This window comes from Micromonospora sp. NPDC002575, assembly GCF_042889525.1.
Classification (GTDB): domain Bacteria; phylum Actinomycetota; class Actinomycetes; order Mycobacteriales; family Micromonosporaceae; genus Micromonospora; species Micromonospora carbonacea.
The window spans coordinates 415,501-442,475 of record NZ_JBIARA010000001.1; the positions used below are offsets into that span (position 1 = coordinate 415,501).

A 26,975-nucleotide genomic window follows, 5' to 3' on the forward strand; every position below is an offset into this window, starting at 1 on the left:
CGCTACTCCTTGAAGAAGAGGAACCTGCCGTTAGAATCGAATACTACACCCCTGCCATCAGGCGCGGAGTATTCAATAGTATGCCCGAAGCGTCCGCGGTAACCGCTAGTCATCACAGATCCCGGGTCGGTAAGGATATCATCCAGTTGATTCTGCGCAATTTCGTTCACCTGAGCCGGATTGCCCCGAGCCTGCGGGAACAACGAGTTTCCGCTACGCGCTCCAGCGCCGTGCTTGGTCAATGAGCGACCAGCAACGGTAAATCCTCCGCGGTCAGCGGCCTGACCTGCCTGCGACAGAGCATCGATGCCTGGCACACATGGCCCAGTGTTATGTACAAGTGCCGGCGTGTTACCGGCGAACACATAGTACGTGTGGATGTCGTCGACGGTGAGGTTGTAGGCGAGGGCGACGTACCTTGACGACGGCTGCAATCCGCCCACCGAGCGGGTTCTGCCGTCATGGCTCAGCGAAAGGTCGCCCCGATCGATCTCGTCGGCGCGCTGCCATTCGCGGTCCGTGTGGTTCCAGAACGGGTGGTCCTCCGTGGTGGTGACGAGGGCGTCCCCGATCCGGAGGTCGACGAGGTCGTCCTCGTGCACCCAGACGTGGGTGACGGTGCGGGGGCCCTGCTCGCCGGTCTCCGGGTCGGCCGCCATCACCTCGTCGCCGACTTGCACCTCTTCGAGCTTCTTGGTGCTCCCGTCGGCCATGAGGACCCGGGTGTCACCGCTGAAACTCATGCAACCGGCGCTACGGGAGCCGGTGCCCCTGCCCCCCTTCCCCTTGCCGATGCTCGTACCCGCGGAGGGCTTGGGGAGGCCCCCCTCGTCCATGGGGAGGGTGTCGGCACCCCACTGGTAGTGGATCTCCCAGAGTTCCTCGATCCACTCCTTGCACCCGCCCGGTCTGCCCATCTCACTGCAGATGTTCATGGCGAGCACGGCGGTGTCGTCGCGCATGCCGGCCCTGTCGCTGCCCTCGCCCCGCGTGGCGAACCAGTTCGCGCGCTGTTCGCGCCAGCGGCGCATGAAATCCTCGAACGGCACGCTCTCCGGCACCTGGATGCCGTAGCCGAGGTCCCTCGGGTGGTTCTCCTTGTTGGGCTTGGAGCTTCCCTTCCCGTTCTCCTCGCCCCACGTCACGTTGTCCGTCGAGCCGCAGCCGTGTGGGCAGCCCTTGCTCGGGTCGTAGCCGTAGCAGTCGAAGTACTTGCAGTCGTCCGGGATCAGCCCGGACGGGTCGCTGGAGGTGACCGGCGTGTTGTTGGCGTACGAGTAGCCGTTCCACTGCTGCGGGTCGGCCAGGTCCTGGAGCGGGTCGAGCGAGACGAACCGGCCGATCGTCGGGTCGTAGTTGCGGGCGCCGACCTGCGTCAGGCCAGTGTTCGGATTCAGCGGCTGGTTGAGGAACCCCCGGTTGTCGGGGGCCGTCACCGTCGCACCGCGCGGCGCGCCGTACGGGGTGTACTGCCGCCAGGTCGGCACCTGGGCGGTGTTGTTGAGGTACACGCTGGGCGTGCCCTGGTGGTCGGGCAGGACGAAGCCGTACGCGGTGCCGCTGCCCGTCCGGTAGGCCACCGCGCCGCTGGGCAGGGCGTGGTATCGGATGCCGCTCAGCGTCTGGGTGCCGGTGTTCAGGGTGATCTGCTCGCCGGCCAGGTAGAGCGTGGTGGTGCCCGGGTCCCGCTGGATGAGGAGGTTGCCGTCGGCGTCGTACAGGAAGGAGCTGTCCCCGTCCGTGCCGCCGGTCACCGAGGCCAGTTCACCCGTGTCGTCCCAGGCGAGGGTCTGGGTGCCCTGCCCGGCCTGGCGGGTGGTCATGTTCCCGGCGCTGTCGTACGCGTACGAGGTGCTGCCGGTGAGCCCGCCGCTGGTGGTCGTTCCGGTCAGCGTGTGCGGCTGCCCGCCGCCGTTGCCGTCGTAGGTGTAGGTGGTGACGGTGTCGGCGCCGCCGGTCGGCGAGTACTGGGTCTGCTTGGTGCGGTTGCCGAGCGGATCGATCTCCCACTCGGTCCAGTAGGCGCTGGTGGCGCCGATGCCGCTGCCGACCATCGTGCGGTTGCCGGTCGTCGGGGTGGCGGCGCAGTCGTCGGTCGCGGTCCACGCCTTGGTGAGCCGCAGCAGCGCGTCGTACCGGTAGCACTCCGTTTCGGCGGCGGTGCCCGGCAGGTAGCGGGTATCGACGTTCTTGACGATGTTTCCGTACAGGTCGTACGCGTAGTCCTGCCTGCCGACGTCGGTGGTCGTGGTCGTGGTCCTGGTGACCTTCTGCTGGAGCAGCCGGCCGTTGTGGTCGTCGTAGGTGTTGACGATCGACGCCGCGCTCGTGGCGGGCCCCTGGACGCCCCGGGTCACCCGGCCCCACGCGTCGTACTCGGTGGAGCTGGCGTAGGTGGCCAGGCCACCGAGGGTGCTGGGCAGGTCGAGGACGCCGCTGTAGCCGCGGATGGCCGTCTCGGCGGGCAGGCCACCCCGGGCCTGGAAGGTGTCGCCGAGCGGCTTGCCCGTCGAGCTGTGGTAGCTGTGGGTGTATCCGTAGGTGTTGCCGAGCAGCCCCTCCACGGCCGGGATGACGATCTTCTCGCCGGTCGACGAGCCGAACGCATTGAAGCCCGTCCACTGGGTCCGGTACTCGGCGCCGCCGCGGAAAGCGATCTTCGTGGTCAGCTTGCCGACGGGATTGGCCATCGTCGGCTCGGCGGCGTTGTCGTTGTCGTACACCCAGGCGGCGAGCTGGTTGCCGGTCGCCTGCGCGGAGAGAGCAGCGGCGTAGCTGCCCGTCCTGCGATTGATCTTGTCGTACGTGAAGGAGGTCGTCTTGCCCCGGGAGTCGGTCGTCTCGACGATGTTCCCGGCCCCGTCGTAGCGCGTCGTGCTGGTGCCGGCGTCCGGGTCGTCCCGGCTCACCACCTGCCCGAGCAGGTCGTGCTGGCGGGTCCAGACGTTGCCGGCCGGATCGGTCAGGGTGGACTGGTTGCCGCCCGCGTCGTAGCCGTAGCCGGTGGCGACGGTGGTGCCGCCGGTCAGGTGGTAGCTCCCGATGAACGGATCGGCCGGGCTGGTCAGGGTCGGTGCCGAGGTGTATTGGAGCTGCTGCTGCGTCCGGCCCATCGGGTCGGTCACGACCGTGGTGGTGGTGCCGCCCGTCGGCGGGACGACCGTCGTCCGGTCACCGTTGTACACGGTCCGGGTCGCCGACCTGACCACGCCGTCGCGGGCCGCCTCGGCCAGGATCACCCGGCCGAGTCCGTCGTACGTGTTGAAGGTCTGGCTCAGCGCCTTCTTCAGCAGGTTGTCGGCGTACACCGGGGTGGTGTCCGGTGTGACGGCAGCGTCCCACCAGCCGTTGTACGTGGCCCGCACCCAGCCCCGGCTGTCGTAGAACGTGTCGGTGACCATGCGCCCGCCCTGCGGGGTGTCCGCCTGGGTCTGCCGCACCCGGTGAAGGGCGTCGTAGATGGTGGTCGTCTTCTGGTAGCCGCCGCTGTTGTTCAGCGTCTGGGTGGTCGTCGCCGACGGGCCGGTCTTCGACACCGTGTAGGTGTGCTTGAGGTGGGCCGAATTGCTGGTGGCCCGGGAGGCGAGCCAGACCGAGGTCCGGCGGCCGAGCGCGTCGTACTGGGTGCGGGTCACCACGTTGTTCGCGTCGGTGCTGCTGGTGGTCAGGTTCCGCATCGGCGTGACGACGCTGGCGGTGGCGTGACCCTCCGCGTTCGTCACGGTCAGGCCGGTGGTGAGGCCGGCGGCGTTGTCCGTGTAGCTGACAGTGCTCTTGTTGCCGTTGCCGTCCCAGGTGCCGGTGGCCCGGCCGTACGCGTCGAACTCCGCGCGGTCGGTCGTCTGGTAGGTGTACGCGCTCAGGGCCCAGCCGGACGCCTTGCGGACCATGGTGACGGTGCCCCGGGTGGGCGCGGCGGCCTGCGGGAACGTCGTGGCGAAGGTCGGGTCGTCGTAGTACGTCCGGACGTGCGAGACGACCTGCGTCGGCCGGTTGACCGTGGTCGGGGCGGTCAGCGTGTTCACGCTGCCCGGGGACGACGCCGACGGGCCCTGGGCGTAGCCGCCGCAGGCCACCGCCACCGTCTCGGTCTCGCTGGTCAGCCCGACGAGATTGCGGCCGGTGTTCGGCGCCGCGTACGACGTGGTGGTGCACCGGTCGTAGGCGGCGTTCGCGGGCACCGTGTGCTCGTAGGAGTGCTTCAGCAGCCCGAAGGTGGCCGAGCTGGTCGAGGCGTCGTACGAGTTGTCGGTCGCGCTGTACCGCCAGGTCGTGGTGCCGCCGGTGGTGACCGCCTGCCGCCGCCAGACCCGGGCGGGCGCGGCGAACGTCGCGGTCAGCGGGGACAGGCCCGTGCGGGTGCGGGTCGCGGTCGCGTCCGACACCCAGTAGGAGGTGACCGTCGAGCTGTCGACGGGGCCGCCGTCGCCGACGTGGCTGGTGAACTCCAACTCCCGGCCGGCGAGCTGGTCGATGTCCTCGTGGACACCGCCGGCGGAGTCGGTGAGGTTCACGACCGTGGTGTTGTTGTTGCGGCTCATGCCCCGGTAGTAGGTCGTCTCGGACAGCGTGCGGCGGTCGTTGACCCCGTCGCCGGCGCGCACCCTGACCTTGCCGTAGCCGCGGAACTGGCCGTACGTGCGGTACTTGGCCTTGACCACCTCGTTGTCGTCGTAGTGCCACGCAGCACCGCCGACGTACTCGTAGCTGGTGGAGGTGGCGGGTGCCCCGCCGGTGGGGTCCGTGGCGGTGACCCGGGTGACGGCGTACCGGTGGAACCAGTCCCGGATCTGGTCGGTGTAACCGTCGGGCGTCCAGTGGATCGGGTAGCAGGACCTCGTGTTCGAGGCGGGGCTGGTGGTGACCGGGGCGGTGCAGGTCAGCGGCAGCTCGTAGCTGGGCGAGACGACCGAACCCGTCTCGGTGGTGATCGCCGAGATCCGCTGCCGGTAGAAGCTCGGCAGGCCGCCGGTGACGTCGACGCGGTTGGCCAGCTTGACGCCGCTGAACGACACCGACGGCAGCGCGATGGGGGTGGCGGATCCGCCGGAGGTGGTGTCGTGCCCGGTGCGGGTGATCGAGGACAGCCACAGCGTCGGGGACGTGCCGTCCCCGGTCGCCGGCATCGTGTGTGCCAGCGCGTACGAGTCCACCTTCTGATACGTCGAGGTGATGGTGTCGTACTGCTGGGTCTCGATGGAGGTCAACCGGACGGTGGAGAAGAACGACGGGCTCCACGCCGGGCAGTCGGTGCCGGCGTTGCAGACCAGGTCGAAGGGCACATCCGGCCAGTTCGCCTTGTTCGCCGAGTTCAGTGGCTGGCAGGTGCCGGCGAGGCACCGGTCGCCGGTGGCGAAGACGACCCGGTTCGGCACCGTGCCGTACGCCGAGCCGTCGCGGAAGCCGTAGTCGATCCGGGCAAGGCGGCTGTCCCGGACGTAGCTGACGTCGGTGGCGCCCATGTTGCGGCCGTAGTGGTTGGTGGCCTGGTCGTAGTAGTAGGCCATCGCGTTGCCGTGGACGTCGGTGACATGGTCGAGGTTCCACCGGTACGCCATGGTGCAGACCGATGAGGAGAACCCGGCCGAGTCGTAGCAGGGGTCGCCCGAGTGCGGGGAGTAGACCGGGACGGTGTCGACCGACTTCGTCTCCGGTTTCCCGGAACTCCAGCCGGGCAGGCGGTTGCGGCCGAACTCGTAGACGGTGCCGTCGCGCTCGGTGACCCGCCAGTAGTCGGTGTCGTGCGTACCGCTGCCGTTGCCGGAGCTGGTCACCCGGGCGACCTTGGCCCCGGTGTCGTTCTCCAGCTTCCACACCTGCTTGGTGGCGTCCCAGATCAGGGCGCTCGACGAGCCGTTCAGCGCGATCGTCAGGAGGGGACCGGCGTAGCAGCGGTCGTGGGTCTCGACCGGGGAGGGGCTGCCGCCCGGGTCGTCCTTGCAGGAGACGAAGGTCTGCTCGACGTACGACCGCGGCGTCGTCCAGCCGTCGCCGACCCAGGACGCCTGGGCGTTGGTCGAGGAGGTCTGCCCGTCAACGGCACCCGAGTCGTACGACAGGGCCACCTTCGGCACCAGCTTGGAGCGGGTCGGCGGCACCGTCACGGGGTAGGTGTAGCTGAACGAGCCGGTGCTGCCGCCCGCGCTCCACGACTGGGACGGCGACAGGTCGGTCGCGGCGTAGGTGCCGCCCACGCCACCCTCGTCGCCAGCGGCCGCGACCGCCGCCAGCACGATCGTCGGGCCGGCGGCGGCGCCCGCCAGCGGGACCTCGGCCGACACGGTGTCCGCCGCGACGTCGTTGGCGGAGGGCAGCGGCGTCGCTGTGCGGCACCCGGCCGCCGCCGGGGTGGTCAGGGCGCACGCGGGCAGCCGTACAAGCCTCAGCCGCGAGCCGTAGTTCCCGCCGTACGCCTCGGCGAAGCCGGCGTAGTCTACGCCGACCCGCACCTTTCCGGGGGTGGCCCCGGGCGAGGGGGTGACCGACAGGAGCATGCCGTCGACCCCCGCGGCCTCCGCCGCGGCCCGGTCCGCGACACGTACGTCGAGCCGTCGGGGGCCGGCGTACCGGCCGCCCTCGGCGATCGGCTGCGCCCACACCGGGGTCCCCGCCGCCCGCGCCTTCGCCGGTGCCGTCACCCGCGCCTCGGCCGCCGCCGGCACGCCCAGATCCAGCCGCGCTGACGCGGCCTTCGGCCACGCCGTCCGCGACGGGCGATGGGTGGACCTCGCGTCGTCGGCCGGCGGCACGAACCGCGTCGGCAACGGCTTGACGCCGGTGACCGAACGGCCGGGGGACACCGGGGGCAGCTTCGCCTGCCCGCCGTCGTCGAGGGGCCTCGCCGACGCCGGAGCGCCGGACAGCACTCCCGCCGCCAGCGATGCCGCCACGGCCACCGCGACCAGCCGCCCCGGACCAGTCAACAGGCGTATGCCCCCGTGCCCGACCATGCGTACCCCACTCCACGAGAGACGAGAAATGCCACGCAGAGTGTCCGGACGAGCACCCGCGCGGCGCGGACAATCTCTCACGTTCCACCCAACGGAAGGTCACGGCGCGGTAACGATAGACCGAGATCACATCGCCTGAATCCGTCGCAGAGAGTCTCAAAGGGGCGACCGATGGTGAGATTCGACGTTCCCCGGGGGCCGCTGGGGCTGCTTCACTGTGGCCGCCTACCGGACGCCGCCCGGCGTCACCGGCCACGGACACGGGGAGGAACCGCTTCATGCTCGCAGCTCACCCACCACGATGGACCCTCGGGGGGAGGGCCGTCGCGGCCGGCGTCAGCCTCGGCCTCCTCGCCGCCAGCGTCGCCTCGCTCCCCGCGCGGCCGGCCGAGGCGGCGCCGTCGGCGCCCGCCGCGAAGCCGGCCGCCGCCCCGCTTGGCGTGGACCGGGCGGTGGCCGAGGCCCGGCGGATGGGCCGGCCCGTCGAGGCGACCGCCGCAGGCACCTCCACCTCCACTGTGACCGCCCTTCCTGACGGCACGGTCGAGCTGACTCAGACCGCGGTGCCGACCCGGAGCCGGGTCGACGGACAGTGGAAGACGCTCGACGCGACCCTGGTCCGCCACGCCGACGGCAGCATCACCCCGGCGGTGACGACGAACCAGGTCCGGCTCTCCCCCGGCGGCACCGGCCCGCTCGCCGAGCTGACCAGCGGCGACCGGGCGCTCTCGCTCACCGCGCCGCTGGCCCTGCCCGCGCCCACGCTGTCCGGGCCCACCGCCACCTATGCCGAGGTGCTGCCCGGCGTCGACCTGACCGTACGGGTCACCCCCGAGGGCGGCTTCTCCCACGTCTTCGTCGTCAAGAACCGTCGGGCCGCCGCCGACCCGAGGCTGTCCACCCTCGACCTCAGCACCACGGTCCGGGGCGTCACCCTCACCGCCGACAAGACCGGCAACATCACGGGCCGCGACCGCGCCGGCCACGCCGTCCTCACCGCCCCCGCGCCGACCATGTGGGACTCCAACGCCGGCGTCGGCGAGGGGGCCGCCGCCGCATCGAGCGCCTCCGCGCCCGGCCGGACCGCCCGCAGCGCGGCGATCAAGGTGTCTATCAGGCCCGACCGGCTTCGGCTCACCCCGGACCGGGCACTGCTGACCGGCCCGGGGACCGTCTATCCCGTGTACCTCGACCCCACCTTCAACTGGACGCCGGTAGGTCCGAAGATGTCCGGCTGGGCCACCATCTCCTATCAGCACCAGTCCACGAACTACTGGAAGGACACGCCCGACCTCATCGGCCGGATGCAGGTCGGCAACTCGGGCAGCCAGCGCTCCCAGACGCTGATCAACTTCCCCGTCCCCTACAGCACGCTTGCCGGGGCGACGATCGACTCGGCGCTGTTCAAGATCACCAACACCAGGTCGTGGAACTGCACCGCCAGGACCGTCAACGTCTACGCCCCCGCGACCACCCTGACCTCGTCCAACGCCACCTGGAACCACTGGGAGGGCGTCAGCAACGGCCCGCTCGCCGCGTCGAAGAGCTTCGCGTACGGCTACAGCGGCTGCGACGCCGCCGCCGTCTCCTTCGACGTCACCAACCAGATCAAGGCCGACGTCACCGCACAGAAGTCCACCCGTACCCTGCGGATGATCGCCGCTAACGAGGCGAGCGACACCGAGAGCTGGAAGGAGTTCGACCAGACCAGCCCGACCTTGACGATCCGTTACAACCACAAGCCGAACAAGCCGACCGGGCTGACCACCTCGCCACCGACGGCCTGCGCCGGCACCAGCACGGTCGGCGACGCCTCCGTGTCGCTGTACGCGCCGGTCTCCGACCGCAACGGCGGCACCCTCGGCGTGGCCTTCAAGCTGTGGAAGACCGCCGACGCCACCCAGACCGCGCTGGCCTCCTCCAACCCGAACCTGCTCACCTACTCCTCGGGCAGCACGGCGGTTCTCGTCGTACCCGTCGCGACCCTGCGGACCGCAGCCAACGGGGCGAGCACGAGCTTCTCCTGGAAGGTGCAGGCGACCGACTTCGACATGACCAGCGACTGGTCGGGGGTCTGTTCGTTCACCTTCGACCCGACCCGCCCGGGAGCGCCCGCCATCCCGGAGATCGCGGACGGGACGACCACCATCGGCCAGTCCTTCACGGTCGACATCGCCAAGGCCGACGGCACCAACCCGAGCGGGTACGTCTACCAGCTCAATGCCGGCCCGCCCTCGGACGTGTCCGCCACCAACGGCACCGCGGCCATCGCCGTCACTCCGACCCGGTTCACCAACACCCTGACCGTCACCAGCGTCTCCGCCGGTGGCAATATCGGTGACAGCAAAAGCGTCACGTTCAACTCCAACCCAGCGGCCGTCGCGGCGGACGGCGACCTCAACGGCGACGCCGCCCCGGACCTGGTCGCCGTCGGGGCCACCCACGGGCTTCCCCCGGGGCTCTGGCTCGCACCGGGCGGCAGCGAGCAGCTCGCCGTGGCCGGGACGAACATCGGGGCCCGCGGCAACGGGGTCACCGGGGACAACTCCCCCACGGACTTCGACGGCGCGCAGGTCATCACCGGTCACTTCACCGGCACCGGCCTCCAGGACACTCTCGTCTACTATCCCGCGACGGGCAACGGCGGCGTGCTCCGCAACAACGGTGACGGCTCGGTCATCCAGGCGCAGCTCAGCGGCAACCAGTTCAGCATCGCAGGCGACCTGCTCGTCGACGCCGACGGCACCCTGCCGCTCCGACTCGCCAATGCCGGGGACATCCGCGGGGCCGGCACCGGCTATCCGGAGCTGATCGGCATCAGCGGGAACGGCACCGTCGGGCACCACCTGACCTACTACTCGAACTTCTACGCCACCGCGCTCTACGCCGACCCGCTCACCATCAGCCAGCCGACGCCGACGGGCGGGTCCGACTGGGACAAGTGGACCATCACCACGGCCCAGTTGTCCGACAGCACCGTCATGTTCCTGTGGAACCGTACGACCGGTGCCCTCTACCTGTGGACCGACCTGGCCTTCGACGGCGTCAACCAGCTCAGCCACACCTCGTACAAGTTGCACGAGACCTGGAACACGGGCGCGGACCTGGCGCTACGCGCCGCTGACATCGACAGTGACGGCACGGCGGACCTGTGGACCGTGGGGGCCGGCGGGGTGACCACGGCCTGGCTGGCCGGTGACCTGGCCGGCGGGCTCGGCACCGTCACCGCGCAACCAGCGAAGACGCTGGTCACCTCCAACCACAGCTGGCAGCTCGACGACGGCACGGACGGACCGGTCACCACCGCGAAGGACAGCGCCGGCACGCTGCACGCCACGGCCACCGCCGGCGTGTCGTGGAGCACCGGCGACGCGTTCGACCCGGACGTCGTCCTGAATCCCTCACCCGCCACCACCACCGGCACGCTCACCACGTCGTCGGCGGTGAACACCAACGCGGACTTCACGATCTCCGCGTGGGTCAAGCCTGCCGCCCTCGGCGGGACGGTGCTCTCCCAGAGCGGGACCAACACGGCCCGCTTCCGACTCTGGACCAACGCGGTCGACGCGTCGTGGCGCTTCACGATGGCCCGTACCGACGTCGCGAGCCCGGTCCTCGACACTGCGCTGAGCGCTCCGGGCACCGCCCGCGTCGGGGTCTGGACGCACGTGACGGCGAGCTGGAACAAGACCAGCGGCGCGATGACGCTGTACGTCAGCGGCGTGAACGCCGGGCGGGCCACACACCCCACTGGTTGGACCGCCTCAGGGCTGTTCCGGATGGGCAGCCACCGTACCAGCGCCACCGCGCACGGCGGCTGGTTCGGTGGCGAGCTGGCCCACGTCCAGACCTGGGACCGGATCTGGACCGTGGAGGTCGACACCCGCAGCAGCGGTGAGGTCGCGGCCGTCGCCTCGGCGACCGGCGCGGTACTCGCCTACCGGCGCGGCGCCGACGGCTGGATCTGGGGTAGCGGGCAGAGCAGCGCAGGCGGCGCGTTCGGGCCCTGGGTGCGCATCGGGGACCGCAGTGGCTTCGTCGGCTCGCCCACGGCGCTGAAGGGCGCCAACGGCACCATCGTGCTCTACGCGCGTGGCGTCGACAATCAGATGTACGGGGTTGGCCAGCCGTCGGTAGGCGCGGCGTTCACCACCTGGCGAGCCATCGGCACCGGCCAGCCGCCGGCCGGCTTCGCGAGCGACCCCAACGCCGTGCTCACCACGAGCAACACCATCGCCCTGTACGCCCGGGCGGCCGACGGTTGGATCTGGGGGACCGCCCAGGCGACCGTGGGTGGCACCTTCGGACCCTGGGTACGCATCGGCACGGGCGGGGCGGGTGTCACCGGCCGGCCGACGGTCACGAAGGCCGCCAACGGCGCGATCGTCATCTACGCGCGGGCTGGCGACAAGAAGATGCACGGCGTGTCCCAGCCCTCGCCGGGCGCCGCGTTCGGCAGTTGGGTGACGGTCGGCACGGGCGGGCCGACGGGTGGGTTCACCGGCGACCCGGCCACGCTGCTCGGCGCGAACGGCACGCTCGTGCTCTACGCCGTCGGCGCGGACGGCAAGCTCTACGGCGCGGGTCAGCCCTCGGCCGGGGCCGCGTTCGGCGCGTGGGGGGTCATGGGCACGGGCCAGCCGACATTCGTCGGCGACCCGGCGGCGCTGCGCACCAGCAACGACAGGTTCGTCCTGTACGGACGCGGCACCGACGGCAAGGTCTGGGGCACGCAGCAGTCCGCTGTCGGCGGCAGCTTCGGCACCTGGAGCATCATGAGTTCTGGCCAGCCGACGGACGGCTTCGACAGCGACCCGACCGCCGTGCTCAACGGCAACAACGCGATCACCCTGCTGGGACGCAGCACCGACGGCCGGATCTACAAGACCGACCAGCCGTCTGCCGGTGCCGCATTCGTCGCCTGGGCGGAGATCCCCTGACCGACGGTGGTGCCGCGTCCGCTCACGACGGTGGGCGGACGCGGCACCAGCGCAGGACGGGTCAGCCGACCGCCGTGCGGGCGTACGCGACGCACTCGTCGTGCAGGCCCGCCCACGGCTGCCCGAACGCCTCCCCCGACGCCTCCTCCGCAGTCCGCCGGTCGTGCACCACCGCCTTGAAGAAGGCGAGCACCCGCTGCTCGCCGAACCGGTCGACGAGGTGCCGTACGGCCAGGTAGCCGACGCCGTAGCTGCCGCCGACGCGCCGGGCGGAGGCGTCCTCGGCCGGGGTGAGGTCGTCCAGCCGGCCGGTCCAGCCGCCGCCCGGCGTCAGCAGCTCGCGTACCTCGGCGAGCCCTTCGTACCGGCCGACCGGTGCTCCGCCGACGCCTGCGTACTCGGCGAGCCCTTCCACCAGCCACCACGTCTCCCGGCCCGGGTACCCGCGCTCGGGCAGGGAGGCGGCGTGCGTCAGCTCGTGCCGGAGCAGGTCGTCGGCACCGGTGGCGGAGAGCCCGTCGGCGTTGAGCACCACCTCGTGGTGGCCGCCGCCGACGGTGACGGCGTACCCGCCGGTCCACTCCGGGCGACCGCCGCCGTACCAGCTCAGCCACTCCGCCTTCCCGGCGTAGAAGACCCGGTACCGGTCGGGCGGGGGGCCGGCGACCGCGTACGCGTCGGCGGTGCGCGCCGCGGCCTCGGCCTGGCGGAGCAGGCCGGGGAGCTTCCCGCGCAGCGCCGGGGTGGTGGCCACGACCGTGCGCGGGCCCACCGCGACGACCAGGTCGCTCACCTCCCACGGCCGGGTGCCGGTCTCGGCGGACCGGGACTCCTCCATGGCGACCAGCCGGACCTGCCCGCCGGAGTCCCGCCACCGGGTGCCGACGAACACGGGGCTCGGCCGGCAGCCGGGCACCACGAAGCAGTACTGGAAGCGGACCACGATCCGCCACTCGTCGGGCCGCCCGGCCACGGTGGCCGGCAGGCCGGTCTGCTCGGGCCGCCACACGGTGACCCGCAGGGCCCGGAGGGCGGCGTACCGGCGGGCCAGGGCGGGGTGGGCGGCGGGCTCGGCGACGGCGAGGAAGCCGGCCCGGTCGCCGCCGAGCAGGGCGGCGGCCTGGCGGTCGAGTTGGCCGGAGATCCGCTCGCCGAGCTGCCGGGCGGCCTGGACGGCCGGGTCCTCGGGCATGGTGGGCCCGAGGCGACCGATGGTCGGCCGGCCCGCCGCCTCGTGCAGCACGCCGGCCAGCAGCACCGACGGCAGGCCGCAGGTGATCAGCACCAGCACCACGCCGAGTGCGGCCCACAGGGGCCAGGGCCGACGCCGTCGAGGTTGGTCCCACCGGTGCATGCCGTCCAAGCCGTCGGTCACCCGGCGAAGGGTACGACCTCCGGGGCGGCTGGTGCGAGCGCGCCACGGCCCAGCGGTACGCAGCCCGGCCGCCGGCCGGTCAGCCTTCCCGGGGCCAGGAGCGGAACGCCGCGTCCAGACCGGCGACGAGCCGGTCGTACGAGCGGTCGACGTCGCGCGGCAGCCCGAAGCCGCCCGCGGCCTCCAGGGCGAGGAAGCCGTGCAGTCCGCTGCGGAGCGCCCGCGTGGCGTCGACGGCGTCGTCGCCGTCGAGGCCGTACCCCCGGAGGATGGCGTAGATCGCGCCGACGGCCCGCCCGGCGGCGGCGACGTGGTCGGGGTCACCGGGGTCGGGCGCGCGTTGCGCGGCGGCGTAGCGCCCGGGGTGCCGGCGGGCGTAGTCGCGGTAGGCGGCGGCGACGGCGCGCAGGGCGTCCTCGCCCGCGCGGCCGGCGACGGCCGCGGTGAGCGCGTCGGCCAGCTCGGCGGTGGCCAGCGCGGCGAGCTTCTGGGCCAGCGCGTCGACGCCCTTGACGTGCTTGTAGAGGCTGGGCAGGGCGACGCCGAGCCGGCCGGCCAGCGCGGCGAGGGTGAGCCGGTCGAGGCCGACCTCGTCGGCGAGCCGGGCCGCCTCGCGCACCACGACCTGCTGGTTGAGCCCGGCCCTAGGCACGAGCGGTGGCCGTCAGGAAGGCGACGAGCTGGGCGGCGGTCTCGGCCGGCCGGTCGGCGTGCGGGTAGTGGCCCGAGTCGTCGATCATGCGGGCCTCGGCGGTGGCGAAGAGCCGCCGGGCGGCCCGGGCCTCGGCGCCGGGGTCGGGGAAGTCGGGGTCCTTCGTGCCCATCAGCACGAGGACCGGCTGGCGCACCTCGGGGGCCCGGGTGGTCCAGTGCGGCTCGGCCGGGGCCGCCACCCCGCGCATCGCCGCCATCCGGCCGGGTTCGCGCAGGTTGGCCACCATCGCCTTGCGGTACGCGGCGTAGTCGGCCGGCCGGCCGCAGGGGAAGAGGCTGCGGTGGAACATGCCGAACAGCCGGGGGCTGCGCAGCACGGCAGCCACGGCCAGCCGCAGGGCCGGGTTCAGCTTCCGCTCGGTGACGAACGCGCCCACCTGGACGATCGCGCCGACCAGGTCGGGGGCGTCGGCGGCGGCGAAGACCACGGCGGCGCCGCTGGAGGAGCTGCCGACCAGCGTGGCGGGGCCGCCGCCGAGGGCGCGGACGACGGCGAGCAGGTCGCCGCCGACCTCGGCCGGGGCGTACGTCGGCCAGCCGGCGCTGGACCGGCCGTGCCCGCGAACGTCCACCGACGCCACCCGGTAGCCGGCGTCGACCAGCAGCGGGACCAGGTGGCGGTAGGCCGCCCGGTGCTCCCCCATGCCGTGCGCGAGGACCACGAGCGGGCCCTCCCCGTGCGCCTCGTAGGCGATCCGCCCGCCGTCCCGCTCAACGCAGCTAGTAGTCATAGCCAAAAAGCTAGCACGATTAGCCAACGTCGACGCCCGGGGTCGACGGCCCCGGGCCGCGGGTGCTCTGCGGGGACGCGGCGGACTCATCGCCCGACGGGAACGGGCCGGCGGGACGAGGGTCTCCGCCGGCCCGTCAGGGGACCGCTGGGGGTGGCGATTCTTCGCCGGGCCCGTCACTTCTTCGACATCAGCGCCCGGCCGAAGAAGGCCAGGTTCGCGGGGCGCTCGGCGAGGCGGCGCATGAGGTAGCCGTACCAGTCGGTGCCGTACGGCAGGTAGGTGCGCACGGTGTAGCCGTCGCCGACGAGCCGGGCCTGCTCCTCCGGCCGGATGCCGTAGAGCATCTGGAACTCGAACCGCTCCGGCCCCCGGTCGAACCAGCGCGCGCGGTCCTCGCCGATGGCGATCAGGCGCGGGTCGTGGGTGGCCAGCATCGGGTACCCGTCGCCGGACATCAGGACGTTCAGGCACCGCACGTACGACTTGTCCACCTCGCGGGCCGCCTGGTACGCCACCGACTCCGGCTCCCGGTACGCGCCCTTGCACAGCCGCACCCGGGACCCGGCGTACGCCAGCTCGCGACAGTCCGACTCGGTCCGCCGCAGGTACGCCTGGAGCACCGCCCCCGTCGCCGGGAAGTCCTTGCGCAGCCGCGTCAGCGTGTCCAGCGTCGAGTCGGTGGTGGTGTGGTCCTCCATGTCCAGGGTGACCGTGGTGCCCGCCTCGTCCGCCGCGACGCAGATCGCCCGCGCGTTGTCGTACGCGAGCCGCTCGTCGAAGCGCTGGCCCAGCGCGGAGAGCTTCACGCTGACCTCGGCGGCCGGGGTGAGCCCGGCGTCGGAGAGCAGCTTCAGCAGCTTCAGGTATTCGTCGCGGGTGGCGGTGGCCTGCTCGGCGGTGACGGTGTCCTCGCCGAGGTTGTCGAGGGTGACCGCGAGGCCCTCGGCGACGAGTTCGCGGGTCGCGCGCAACGCGTCGTCGGTGCCGGCGCCGGCGACGAACCGACGGACGACGTCCCGGGTGAACGGGGCCGTCTCGACGAGCCGCTCGACCTGGGATGACCGGGAGGCGGCAAGAATGACGGAACGGAGCATGAGCTGAGCGTAACGCCAGGGGGCACCACCTCGCCGGGCGGCGGCCCCCGCCGGGACTGAAGGAAGGGCCCCCTATTAACCGTGGCGGTAGAGAAGGGAACCCTTCTCTACCGAATGCGTTAACAAGGGGCCCTTCCTTACCGGACAGCCCGGCGGCGGGCGACGTGGCGCGGATCAGCTACAACGATGCCGTGGAACAACGCCCCCGACGCCGGCTCCGATCGGCCACCGTGCAGCTCGGCGCGCTGACCGCCCTCGCGCTCACCCTCTCCGGCTGCAACCTGCCCTCCGGCGACGACGATGACGACGACTGCGCGCTCGGACCGGTGGGCGGCGGGACGACCGTGGCGCTGGCGATGCACGTGCCGGCGCCGGGCGCCCCCGCCACCGACGCCGGGCGCGCCGACTCCCGGCCGGTCACCACCGCCACCGACGCCGGGCGCGCCGACTCCCGGCCGGTCACCACCGCGGCGGTGCCCGAACGCGGCGGCTTCGGCACCCACCTCGCCTCCTGCGGCGGCTGACGTGCGGCGCGAGGCGGCCACCCCGCGCCCGGGCTGGGACGCCACGGTCCGCTCGCAGGGCCTGGTCTACGTCGACACGGAGCTGCCCGACGGCGGGATCGCGTCGTACTGGGACGAGACCGCCGCGTACGTCTTCGGGCTGGAGGAGGTGCTCCGGCTGGAGGAGGCGACCGCCGAGCTGCACCGGATGTGCGTCGCCGCCGCCGAGCACGTGGTGGCCCGGGGCCGGTACGCCGAGTTCGGCATTCCCGGGTGGGCGGCCGAGGCGGTGGCCCGTTCCCTGCACGAGGGCCCGCCGAGCCTCTACGGGCGCTTCGACCTCTGCTATGACGGCAGCTGGCCGCCGAAGCTGCTGGAATACAACGCCGACACCCCCACCTCGCTGGTCGAGGCGAGCATCGTGCAGTGGTTCTGGCTGGAGGACACGCGCCCGGCGGCGGACCAGTGGAACAGCCTGCACGAGCGCCTCGTCGCGGCGTGGGCGCGCATCGGCGCGGGCCTGCACGACGACCAGGTGCACGTGGTGTGGTCGAACGAGGAGGAGTCGGGCGAGGACCAGATCACGGCCGGCTACCTCGCCGAGACCGCCCGGCAGGCGGGGCTGAAGGCGGAGCTGCTGCCGATCCAGGACATCGGCTGGGACGGCCGGCGCTTCGTCGACACCGCCGACCGGCCGGTCACCACCTGCTTCAAGCTCTACCCCTGGGAGTGGATGCTCGCCGAGCCGTACGGGCCGCTGGCGCTGGAGCCGGGCACCCCGACCACCTGGATCGAGCCGGCCTGGAAGCTGCTGCTGTCCAACAAGGCGCTGCTCGCCGTGCTGTGGGAGCTGCACCCCGGGCACGACTACCTGCTCCCCGCGTACCTCGACTCGCCGCGGCAGATGACCGAGTACGTGGCGAAGCCGCTGCTCGGCCGCGAGGGCGGGTCGGTGCGGATCGTCACGCCCGCCGGGGAGGTCCACAATCCCAGCGACTACGGCGACGAGGGCTTCTGCTACCAGGAGTTCCGGGCCCTGCCGAGCTTCGACGGCAACCACGTGGTGCTGGGCAGCTGGATCGTCGACGGCGAGCCGGCCGGCCTCGGCCTGCGGGAGAGCGCCAGCCTCATCACCGACAACTACGCCCGGTTCCTGCCGCACTACATCGACACGCCGCGCCTGACGTGAGTCGTCTACCGTTGGGGTGTGAACTTCGACGCGTACGCCCGGACCGGGGTTGACCTCGTCAACGCCCGGCTGGACGACCTCGACGACCTGCGGGCCCTCTTCCCCGACGAGAACGCGTGGATGCGCGACGAGGTCGCGGACCGGGACCTGGCGATCTTCCGGCGGGCGCAGAAGCGGCTGCGGGACGTGTTCGACTACGGCACCTCGGGGCGCGACATCGAGGCCGTCGCCGAGCTGAACGCGCTGCTGGAGGCGTACCCGGTGCAGCCGCGCATCTCCGGCCACGACTCCAGCGACTGGCACATGCACGTCACCAGCCGGGGCGCGTCGGTGAGCGCCGAATACCTGGCCGGCGCGGTGTGGGGCCTGTCGGTGTGGCTCTGCCAGTACGGCAGCGCCCGGTTCGGGGTCTGCGCCGACGAGCGCTGCGGCAACGTCTACCTGGACACCTCGTCGAACTGCTGCCGGCGGTTCTGCTCGGAGCGCTGCGCCACCCGGTCGCACGTGGCCGCGCACCGGGCCCGCAAGCGGGCGGCGATCGGCGAGCAGCAGGTCACCGCACCGGCCAAGGCCCTGACCCCGGTGAGCTGAGCCGGCCGGGTCGACCCGGGCGCCGGCCCGGCAGGCGGGAGGCGCGGCTCAGGCGTCGACCGGGGACGGCGCGGTCAGGTTGGCGCGGGCGAACTCCAGGGCCTCGCGCAGGTCGGCCTCGCGGACGGCGCGGCTCTTCGCGCCCCGCGTGGTGACCTCGACGGCCACCGAGCCGGTGAAGCCGCGCCCGGCCAGCGAGCGCAGCAGCTCGCCGCAGGGCTGGCCGCCGCGCCCCGGCACCAGGTGCTCGTCGCGCCCCTCGCCGGTGCCGTCGCCGAGGTGCACGTGGGCGAGGCCCGACCCCATCCGGTCGGCCATGGCCAGGGCGTCGGTGTGCGAGGCCGCGCAGTGCGACAGGTCGAGGGTGTACGACGGGTAGCCGGTCTCGGTCGGATCCCACCCGGGGACGTACGGGACGAACTGCCGGCCGGCCATCCGCACCGGGTACATGTTCTCCACCGCGAAACGCAGCCCGGCGAACCGCCCGGCGACCTCGTCCAGCCCGGCGGCGAAGTTACGGGCGTAGTCGCGCTGCCAGGTGAACGGCGGGTGCACCACGACGGTGGGCGCCTCCAGGGTGTCCGCCAGCTCGGCGGCGCGGCGCAGCCGCTCCCACGGGTCGGGGCTCCACACCCGCTGGGTGACCAGCAGGCAGGGGGCGTGGACGGAGAGCACCGGCACGCCGTAGTGCTCGGCGAGGCCGCGCAGCGCGCCGGCGTCCTGGCTGACGGCGTCGGTCCAGACCATCACCTCGATGCCGTCGTACCCGAGTGCCGCGGCGAGCTGGAACGCCGCCGCGGTCCGCTCAGGGAACACCGAGGACGTGGACAGGAGCACCGGGACGCGGGAAGTCACAGCTGCCAGCGTAGCCCGGCCCACGTTGCGGCATCGTGACGAGTAATCGCAAACCGCCCGTAGCGCCACATCGGGTCGCCGGGGCGTTACGCCTGGTCATCGGGCGGTCAGCGCTCGGTGAGCCGGTCGAGCTGGCGCAGGATGACCCCCTCCCGCAGCGCCCACGGGCAGATGTCCAGCGACGGCACGTCGAGCCGGCGCATCACCGCCTCGGCCACCACCGCGCCGGCCAGCAGCTGGTGCGCCCGGTCGACGCTCACCCCTTCCAGCTCGCTCAGGTGGCGCGGCGGGATGTGCCGGACGAACCCGAGCACCTGCCGCAGCCCGTCCCGGGTCAGGCTGCGCCGGGCCCACAGGCCGGCGCCGGAGGGGGCCGCCCCGGCCAGCCGGGCCAGGGTGCGGAACGTCTTCGAGGTGGCCACCGGGCGCTCCCAGCCCACCTCGGCCATCTTCTCCACCACCGGGTCGAGCAGCCCGTCGACGTACTCCCGCAGGTCCGCCACGGCCGCGGCCGGCGGCGGCTCCGCGCCGTCGGGGTCGATGCGCAGCCGGTCCCGGGTGAGCCGGCCCGCGCCGAGCGGCAGGGAGACCGCGACGGCCGGATCCTCGTCGATGCCGGCGGCGACCTCCAGCGAGCCGCCGCCGATGTCGAGGGCGAGCAGCCGCCCCGCCGACCAGCCGAACCAGCGCCGGACCGCGAGGAACGTCATCCGCGCCTCGTCCGCGCCGGAGAGCACCTCCAGCCGTACGCCGGTGGCGTCGCGCACCCTCGCCAGCACCTCGGCCGCGTTGGTGGCGTCGCGGACGGCGGAGGTGGCGAAGGCCAGCAGGTCGTCGCTGCCCAGCCGGGTCGCCGAGGCGCGGGCCGCGGCGACCGCCCGGACCAGCCCGTCCGCGCCGGCCTCGGTGAGCGCGCCGTCCGGGCCGATCTGCTCGGCGAGGCGGAGCACCACCTTCTCCGAGTGCGCCGGCCACGGGTGCGCGCCGTGGTGGGCGTCGACCACCAGCAGGTGCACGGTGTTGGAACCGACGTCGAGCACTCCCAGTCGCATGCCGAAGACACTAGGGCCTGCCCGGTTCGGTGGCTCGCCGGCGCGAACGGGGCACCGGGCGTACGCTGGTCCGGGTGACGAGCCAGATCGAGATCCAGGTCCTGGTGGACGACCCCGACGACCCGCGCAGCCGCGAGGTGGGGCTGGACTTTCCCCGGGAGTGGATCGAGTTCGTCGACCCGGCCGACGCCACGCACGTGATCCGCGCCGACCTGACCTGGCTGCTGTCCCGCTGGACGTGCGTGTTCGGCCGGGGCTGCCACGGCATCGTCGCCGGCCGGTCCGCCGACGGCTGCTGCTCGCACGGGGCGTTCTTCACCGACTCGGACGACGAGAAGCGGGTCCGGGCGGCGGTCAAGCGGCTCACCCCGGACAACTGGCAGCACTTCCGGCGCGGGTTCAAGAACTGGACCGCCAACGACACGGTCGACGGCAAGACGCCGGCCCGGCGCACCGCCACCCGCGCCGTCGACGCGCCGTGCGTGTTCCTCAACGACGCCGACTTCCCCGGCGGGGGCGGCTGCGCGCTGCACGCCCAGGCCCTGTGCGACGGGGTGCACCCGCTGGAATACAAGCCGGACGTCTGCTGGCAGTTGCCGATCCGCCGGGACCAGGAGTGGCACAAGCGGCCGGACGACACGAAGGTGCTGGTCTCCACGCTGGCCGAGTTCGACCGGCGGGGCTGGGGCGCGGGCGGGCACGACCTCGACTGGTGGTGCACCTCGTCGACGGACGCGCACGTCGGCGTCGAGCCGATGTACGTCTCGTACGGCCCGGAGCTGACCGCGCTGGTCGGCGCGGCGGCGTACGCGAAGCTCGCGGAGCTGTGCGCGGCCCGGCTGCGGCAGGGCCAGGTGGCCCCCCACCCGGCCAGCTTGTAAGGAAGGGCCCCCTGTTAACGCTTTCTGCATAGGAAGGGCCCCTTCCTAACGCCTCGGCCGGCAGCGGCCGACCAGCGCGGCCGACCTGCTCAGCCGGTCTTCACCGCCAGCACCGGGCAGGGCACCCGGAGCAGGATCTCCTGCGCCGTCGACCCCATGATCAGCTTGCCGACGGGGGTGCGGTGCCGCACGCCGATCACCACAAGCGACACGTCCTCCGCCTCGACGATGTCGACGATCTCCTCGGCGGCGTCGCGGCCCCGCACGAGCTGCCGCACCGTGTGCGGCACCCCGGCGGCGGTCAGCTCGCGCGACACCCGGTCCAGGTCGGGCTCCTGGGCCAGCCGCAGGTCCACGTACGCGTCGCCGCGCGAGGTGTTCACCACCAGGATCGGCTCGGCGCGGAACCGGGCCTGCTCCACGGCCGCCCGCAGGGCCGCCTCGCCCAGCGCCGAGGGCACGTACCCCACCAGCACGGTCATCGGGTCACCAACCTTTCCCGCACGGGACGTACGACGAACCGGCCGAGCAGCGGCCAGAGCAGCACCACGGCGATCGCCGCGTAGATCGACCAGGACACCCAGCCGCCGAGCAGCCCGTGCAGCTCCCCGCCGGACAGTTGCAGCGCCCGCCGGCCCTGGAGTTCGGCGCGCGGGCCGAGGATCACGCCGACGATCAGCGGCAGGATCGGCAGCCCGAACCGCCGCATGCCGAACCCGAGCAGGCCCAGCGCGAGGAGCAGGAACAGGTCGAACGGCGCGGCGTTGACCGCGTACGCGCCCATCGAGGCGAAGAACAGGATGCCGGCGTAGAGGTACGGGCGGGGGATCCGCAGCAGCCGCGCCCAGGCCGGCGCGAGCGGCAGGTTGAGCACGAGCAGCAGCAGGTTGCCCACGAAGAGGCTGGCGATCAGCGTCCAGACCAGGCCGGACTCCCGCTCGAACAGCAGCGGGCCGGGCTGGATGCCGTACTGCTGGAAGGCGGCCAGCATCACCGCGGCCGTGGCGTTGGTGGGCAGGCCGATGGCCAGCATCGGCACGAGCGTGCCGGCGGCGGACGCGTTGTTCGCGGCCTCCGGGCCGGCGACGCCCTCGATCGCGCCCCGACCGAACTCCTCCGGGTGCTTCGTGAGCTTCTTCTCCGTGGCGTACGACAGGAAGGTGGGGATCTCCGCCCCGCCCGCCGGCAGCGCACCGAACGGGAACCCGTACGCGGTGCCCCGCAGCCACGGCTTCCAGGAGCGCCGCCAGTCGTCGCGGCCCATCCACGGCCGGCCGACGGGGATCACCTCGGCGGCCCGGCGGCGCAGGTGCGCGGCGATCCAGAGGGCCTCGCCGACGGCGAAGATGCCGACGGCCACCACGACCACGTCGATGCCGTCGGCGAGCTGCGGCACGCCGAGGGTGAGGCGCTGCTGGCCGCTGACGGTGTCGATGCCGACCATGCCGATGACGAGGCCGATCAGCAGCGACGCGAAGCCGCGCACCCGGGACGCGCCGAGCACGGCGGTGACCGCCACGAACGACAGCAGCATCAGCGCGAAGTAGTCCGGCGCGCCGAGGCCGACGGCGAACGCGACGACCGGCGGGGTGACCACGACCAGCAGCAGGGTGGCGATGGTGCCGGCGACGAACGAGCCGATCGCGGCGGTGGCGAGGGCCTGCGCGGCGCGGCCCGCCTTCGCCATCTTGTTGCCCTCGATGGCGGTCACCACCGACGACGACTCGCCGGGGGTGTTGAGCAGGATCGAGGTGGTGGAGCCGCCGTACATGCCGCCGTAGAAGATGCCGGCGAACATGATGAACGCCTGGGTGGGCTCCATCCCGTACGTCACGGGCAGCAGCAGCGCCACGGTCATGGCCGGGCCGATGCCGGGCAGCACGCCGACGGCGGTGCCGATGGTCACGCCGAGCAGCGCGATCAGCAGGTTCGTCGGGGTCACCACGTTGGCGAACCCGTCGAGCAGGTTGGTGAGGTTGTCCATCTACAGGATCCCTTGCAGCACGCCGGCGGGCAGGCTGACGCCGAGCCCGATGGCGAACGTGTAGAAGGTGACCAGCGACAGCGCGACGGCGATCAGCAGGTTCCGCACGTGGTGCCGGTTGCCCAGCGCGAACGCCGAGCCCCAGAACAGCAGCGTCCCGCTGATCACCCAGCCGAGCCGGTCGATCAGCACGGCGTTGACCAGAAACGCGCCGATCAGCAGCAGCACGGTGCGCCAGTCGATCGGGGTGGTCAGGTCGACGTCCTCGCCGGCCTCGGGCTCGCCCCGGCCGCCCCGGGCCACGTCGACGGCGTAGACCACCGCGACGACCAGCAGCAGCGCGCCGAGCAGGATCGGCACGGGCTTCGGGCCGACCGGGTCGGCGGGGCTGATCGCGTGGCCGGTGCGCAGGGCGTCCGCGACGACCAGGCCGCCGACGAGCGCGAGGAACGCGCACACCCCGTACTGGGCCCGGTCGCCGCCCCGGGCCGCCGCCCGCCCGCCGGGGCCGGGAGCCCCGTCCGGGCCCGGCGCGGCCTGCGCGGCGTCGTCCGGCCGCGGGGCGTCGGCGGCCCCGGCCCGGTCCGGCTTCCGTTCGGGGTACGCCGGGGGCGCGCCGCCCGGGTCCGGGCGGGTCGTCCGGCCGGTCATGCCAGCCCGAGCTGCTTGAGCAGGTCGGCGACCGACCTGTCCTGCTCGTTGAGGAAGGTGGCGAAGGCGTCGCCGGTGACGAAGGCGTCGGTCCAGCCGCGCTTGGTCAGCTCGGCCTTCCACTCCGCCGACTCGTGCATCCTGGTCAGCGCGTCGATCCACACCTGCTTGTCGGCGTCGGAGATGCCGGGCGGGGCGACGATGCCCCGCCAGTTGGTGAACACCAGGTCGATGCCGGACGCCTTGAGCGTCGGCACGTCCTTCAGCGCCTCGATGGGCGACTCGCTGGTGACCGCGAGGACCCGGAGCTGACCGGCCTCGACCTGGTCGAGGAACTCGCCGAAGCCGCTCGCGCCGAAGGCCACCTTGCCGCCGAGCAGGGCCGGCAGCAGCTCGCCGCCGCCGTCGTACGAGACGAAGTTGACCTGGCGGGGGTCGATGCCGACGGCCCGCGCGAGCTGCATGGGCAGCAGGTGGTCGGGGCCGCCGGGCGACGAGCCGCCGCCGACGGCGAGGCCCTTCGGGCTGGCCTTCCAGGCCGTGACCAGGTCGCCGATCGTCCGGTACGGCGAGTCCTTCGGCACCACGATCGCGCCGGCCTCCTCGATCAGCTTGGCCAGCGCGGTGGTCTGGGTGAGCGTCGCCTGCGACTTCGAGGTGTACGAGGCGCCGACCACGCCCAGCCCCATCTGCATGGCGAGCTTGCCGTTGCCCTTTTCGTTGACGGTGCGCTGGAGGCCGACGGTGCCGCCCGCGCCGGGCAGGTTGAACACCTGCACCCCGGTGGCGATCTTGGCGTCCTCCATCACCTTGGCGGCGGTGCGGGCGGTGGTGTCGTACCCGCCGCCGGGGGTGTTCGGCACCATGATCCGCAGGCCGGTCACCGGCCCGTCGGCACCGGAGCCGCCCTCGTCGTCGGCGGTGGCGCCGCAGGCGCCCAGCGCCAGCGCCGTGACGGCGGCGACGCCCATGACCAGCAGGTTTCTCCGAGTTGCCATCATGTTTCTCTTCCGTTTCGAAGGAGTCCGGCGGCAAGATGATGGCTTCCGGACGGCCGTGCCGTCTCCCTTCTGTCACCAGCGGAGATTGAGGTCTTTGTGGTCGTGGTCACGCCCCGCCGCACCCTGGCCGGGCAGCTGCTGGTCCTCCAGCTCGCGATCGTCGTCGTCGTGCTGGTGGCGGTGGCCGCCGTGTCGCTGGCCCAGTCGGCGGCGACCTTCAACCGGGTCGAGGGGCGGCGGGTCGCCGCCCTCGGCGAGCAGCTCGCCGGCAACCCGCTGCTGCGCGACCGGCTCAACACGCCCGCCCCGGCGGAGCTGGTCGCGCCGCTGGTGCAGAACGCGCGTACCCAGTCGGGGGTGACCTCGGTGACCGTCGCGGACGCCCGGGGCCGGGTGGTCGCCTCCACCGACCCGACCCTGGTCGGCGCCCCACTGCCGCTCGGCGACCCCGGGGTGGCGCGGGGGCGTAGCTGGTCGGGCGAGCTGGCGGTCGGCGCGTCCCGGCAACTGGTCGCACAGGTGCCGGTGCTCGGCGCCGGGGCGGAGAACCTCGGCGACCACCTCGGCGTGGTGGTGATCGGGGAGGCGGCACCGACCTGGTCGCAGCGGCTGGTCGGCGCGTCGTCGTACCTGTTCACCTATCTCGGCATCGCCAGCCTGCTCGGGGTGGCCGGGTCGTGGCTGCTGGCCCGGCGGATCAAGCGGCAGACCCTGGGCCTGGAGCCCCGGGAGATCGCCGGGCTGGCGGAGCACCGGGAGGCGCTGCTGCACGGCATCGCCGAGGGGGTGATCGCCCTGGACCCGCACCAGCGGGTCACCCTGGTCAACGCGGTCGGCCGCCGGCTGCTCGACCTGCCCGAGCACTGCCTCGGCCGCAGCCTCGCCGACCTGCGGATCTCCGGCCGGCTGCGGGACGTGCTGGCCGGCACCGGCGGCCCGGAGGCCCGCGACGAGGTGGTCGTGCGGGGCGGCCGGGTGCTGGTGATGAACCGGATGACGGTGGCCAAGGACGGCCGCCGGCTCGGCTCGGTCACCACGCTGCGGGACCGCACCGAGCTGGCCCGGCTGGAACGGGAGATCGGCTCGTTCCGCAGCACCACCGAGCTACTGCGGGCGCAGACCCACGAGTTCGCCAACCAGTTGCACACCATCTCCGGGCTGATCCAGATCGGCGAGCACGACGAGGTGGTCCGGTACGTCGACGCGCTGAGCCGGCACCGCGCGTCGCTGGACCTGACGGTGACCAGCCGGATCCACGACACGGCGGTGGCGGCGCTGCTGATGGCGAAGTCGGCGCTGGCCGCCGAGCGGCGGGTGGAGCTGCGCATCTCGGACCGGACCGGCCTGGACCGGCTGGAGCCGGAGCTGGCCGTCGACGTCGCCACGGTGCTCGGCAACCTGGTCGACAACGCGGTGGAGGCGGTCGCGGGCGGCCCGGACGGGTCCGGCCCACCGGGCGGCGGCTCGCCCGGCGACGGGGACGACGCGGTCGCCCGGGGCGACGGGCCGGCCTGGGTGGAGGTCGAGCTGCGCCGGGACGCCGCGTCGGTCGAGATCGTCGTGCGGGACTCCGGGCCGGGGGTCGCGCCGGAGCTCGCCCAGGAGGTCTTCACGCACGGCTTCACCACGAAGGCCGCGCGGGAGGGGGAACGCGGCATCGGGCTGGCGCTCACCCGCCTGGTGTGCAAGCGTCGCGGCGGCGAGGTCGCGGTGACGAACACCGCGGAGGGGGCCATGTTCACCGCCCGGATGTCGGTGACCGCCGTCGCGGAGGGGGTCCGATGATCGACGTGCTGATCGTGGACGACGACTTCATGGTCGCCCGGATCCACCGGGGGTTCGTGGAGCGCGTCGACGGCTTCCGGGTCGTCGGCACCGCGAGCACCGGGGAGCAGGCCGTCGCCGCCGTCGAGGAGTTCCGCCCCGATCTGGTGCTGCTCGACCTCTACCTGCCGGACATGTTCGGCCTGGACGTGGTCACCCGGCTGCGCGCCGCCCGGCACGACTGCGACGTCCTGGTGATCAGCGCCGCCCGGGAGGCCGAGGCGGTCCGCCGCGCCGTGCGCTACGGCGCGGTCAACTATCTGCTCAAGCCGTTCCACTTCGACGAGCTGCGGACCCGGCTGGAGCAGTACGCCGCCCGGCGCAACTCGCCCCGGGCCGCGGTGGTCAGCGACCAGGCCGACGTGGACCGGGTGCTGTCGCGGGCCGGCGCGCACATCCCCACCTCGGCGCTGCCCCGGGGCCTCAGCCCCGAGACCGCCGAGCTGGTCGGGCGTGCCCTGCGCGAGCACCCGGGCACGCTTTCGGCCGCCGAGTGCGCCGACCGGGTGGGCATCTCCCGGGTCAGCGCCCGCCGCTACCTGGAGCACTTCTCCGACACGGGCCGGGCCGAGGTCAGCCTGCGGTACGGCGTCGCGGGCCGGCCGGAGCGCCGCTACCGCTGGGCGGCGTGACGGCC

Annotated in this window: 18 protein-coding genes; 7 read left to right on the top strand and 11 right to left on the bottom strand. The window is 72.8% G+C overall.

Features of this window, described 5'->3' with window-relative positions; genetic code table 11:
• Positions 1–2: 2 nt before the first annotated feature.
• On the bottom strand, positions 3–6,923 hold the full coding sequence (locus ACFYWL_RS01905; protein ID WP_386965961.1) for a polymorphic toxin-type HINT domain-containing protein: 6,921 nt from the start codon (positions 6,921–6,923) through the stop codon (positions 3–5).
• Between the two features lie 305 nt (positions 6,924–7,228).
• On the opposite strand from ACFYWL_RS01905, the gene ACFYWL_RS01910 reads away from it, so the two are divergent.
• Complete coding sequence (locus ACFYWL_RS01910; RefSeq protein ID WP_386965964.1) at positions 7,229–11,890, top strand: LamG-like jellyroll fold domain-containing protein; 4,662 nt, start codon at positions 7,229–7,231, stop codon at positions 11,888–11,890.
• A gap of 61 nt (positions 11,891–11,951) precedes the next feature.
• Here the strand turns inward: ACFYWL_RS01910 and ACFYWL_RS01915 are convergent, their stop codons facing one another.
• The 4 genes from ACFYWL_RS01915 to ACFYWL_RS01930 all read right to left on the bottom strand — a co-directional run bounded on the left by ACFYWL_RS01915 (position 11,952) and on the right by ACFYWL_RS01930 (position 15,807).
• Entirely contained in the window at positions 11,952–13,265 is a 1,314-nt protein-coding gene (locus tag ACFYWL_RS01915; RefSeq protein WP_386965966.1) for a hypothetical protein, read from the bottom strand.
• 79 nt (positions 13,266–13,344) lie between these two features.
• The gene (locus ACFYWL_RS01920; protein ID WP_386965969.1) at positions 13,345–13,917 is read right to left on the bottom strand and encodes a TetR/AcrR family transcriptional regulator; all 573 of its coding nucleotides are present in this window, start codon (positions 13,915–13,917) and stop codon (positions 13,345–13,347) included.
• Positions 13,910–14,710, bottom strand: a complete 801-nt coding sequence (locus tag ACFYWL_RS01925; protein WP_386965972.1) for an alpha/beta fold hydrolase — start codon at positions 14,708–14,710, stop codon at positions 13,910–13,912. Before ACFYWL_RS01925 ends, ACFYWL_RS01920 begins: the two co-directional genes overlap by 8 nt.
• Positions 14,711–14,886: 176 nt before the next feature.
• Positions 14,887–15,807 carry a proline dehydrogenase family protein gene (locus ACFYWL_RS01930; RefSeq protein WP_386965975.1) on the bottom strand — a complete coding sequence of 307 codons (921 nt, stop codon included), beginning with the start codon at positions 15,805–15,807 and terminating at the stop codon, positions 14,887–14,889.
• Positions 15,808–15,998: 191 nt separating this feature from the next.
• On the opposite strand from ACFYWL_RS01930, the gene ACFYWL_RS01935 reads away from it, so the two are divergent.
• From ACFYWL_RS01935 to ACFYWL_RS01945, 3 genes are read left to right on the top strand one after another with little or no spacing between them, the layout of a single operon-like run.
• Positions 15,999–16,331: a hypothetical protein gene (locus ACFYWL_RS01935; protein WP_386965977.1), complete on the top strand. Its 333-nt coding sequence runs from the start codon at positions 15,999–16,001 to the stop codon at positions 16,329–16,331.
• A 1-nt stretch (position 16,332) separates the two neighbouring features.
• Positions 16,333–17,499 (top strand): glutathionylspermidine synthase family protein, encoded by a 1,167-nt coding sequence (locus tag ACFYWL_RS01940; RefSeq protein WP_386965979.1) that lies wholly within the window; start codon positions 16,333–16,335, stop codon positions 17,497–17,499.
• Between the two features lie 18 nt (positions 17,500–17,517).
• On the top strand, positions 17,518–18,090 hold the full coding sequence (locus tag ACFYWL_RS01945; RefSeq protein ID WP_386965982.1) for a CGNR zinc finger domain-containing protein: 573 nt from the start codon (positions 17,518–17,520) through the stop codon (positions 18,088–18,090).
• Positions 18,091–18,138: 48 nt separating this feature from the next.
• Here the strand turns inward: ACFYWL_RS01945 and ACFYWL_RS01950 are convergent, their stop codons facing one another.
• A complete protein-coding gene (locus ACFYWL_RS01950; RefSeq protein WP_386965984.1) occupies positions 18,139–18,945 on the bottom strand; it encodes a sugar phosphate isomerase/epimerase family protein in 807 nt (268 codons plus the stop codon).
• A gap of 107 nt (positions 18,946–19,052) precedes the next feature.
• Complete coding sequence (locus ACFYWL_RS01955; protein ID WP_386965987.1) at positions 19,053–19,997, bottom strand: Ppx/GppA phosphatase family protein; 945 nt, start codon at positions 19,995–19,997, stop codon at positions 19,053–19,055.
• A gap of 74 nt (positions 19,998–20,071) precedes the next feature.
• Between ACFYWL_RS01955 and ACFYWL_RS01960 the strand changes: the two genes are divergently transcribed.
• On the top strand, positions 20,072–20,878 hold the full coding sequence (locus tag ACFYWL_RS01960; RefSeq protein WP_386965990.1) for a hypothetical protein: 807 nt from the start codon (positions 20,072–20,074) through the stop codon (positions 20,876–20,878).
• 89 nt (positions 20,879–20,967) lie between these two features.
• On the opposite strand, the gene ACFYWL_RS01965 is transcribed toward ACFYWL_RS01960, so the two are convergent.
• The 4 genes from ACFYWL_RS01965 to ACFYWL_RS01980 are packed head-to-tail and all read right to left on the bottom strand — an operon-like array spanning position 20,968 to position 24,511.
• Positions 20,968–21,360, bottom strand: coding sequence for a universal stress protein (locus ACFYWL_RS01965; RefSeq protein ID WP_386965992.1), 393 nt, complete (start codon positions 21,358–21,360; stop codon positions 20,968–20,970).
• The gene (locus ACFYWL_RS01970; protein ID WP_386965995.1) at positions 21,357–22,862 is read right to left on the bottom strand and encodes a tripartite tricarboxylate transporter permease; all 1,506 of its coding nucleotides are present in this window, start codon (positions 22,860–22,862) and stop codon (positions 21,357–21,359) included. Before ACFYWL_RS01970 ends, ACFYWL_RS01965 begins: the two co-directional genes overlap by 4 nt.
• Positions 22,863–23,513, bottom strand: a complete 651-nt coding sequence (locus tag ACFYWL_RS01975; RefSeq protein WP_386965998.1) for a tripartite tricarboxylate transporter TctB family protein — start codon at positions 23,511–23,513, stop codon at positions 22,863–22,865.
• Positions 23,510–24,511, bottom strand: a complete 1,002-nt coding sequence (locus ACFYWL_RS01980) for a Bug family tripartite tricarboxylate transporter substrate binding protein (RefSeq protein ID WP_386966001.1) — start codon at positions 24,509–24,511, stop codon at positions 23,510–23,512. The genes ACFYWL_RS01975 and ACFYWL_RS01980 overlap by 4 nt, the downstream gene beginning before the upstream one ends.
• 105 nt (positions 24,512–24,616) lie before the next feature.
• Between ACFYWL_RS01980 and ACFYWL_RS01985 the strand changes: the two genes are divergently transcribed.
• Positions 24,617–26,299: an ATP-binding protein gene (locus ACFYWL_RS01985; protein ID WP_386966004.1), complete on the top strand. Its 1,683-nt coding sequence runs from the start codon at positions 24,617–24,619 to the stop codon at positions 26,297–26,299.
• Positions 26,296–26,970 (top strand): response regulator, encoded by a 675-nt coding sequence (locus ACFYWL_RS01990; RefSeq protein ID WP_386966006.1) that lies wholly within the window; start codon positions 26,296–26,298, stop codon positions 26,968–26,970. The genes ACFYWL_RS01985 and ACFYWL_RS01990 overlap by 4 nt, the downstream gene beginning before the upstream one ends.
• Positions 26,971–26,975: the final 5 nt, after the last annotated feature.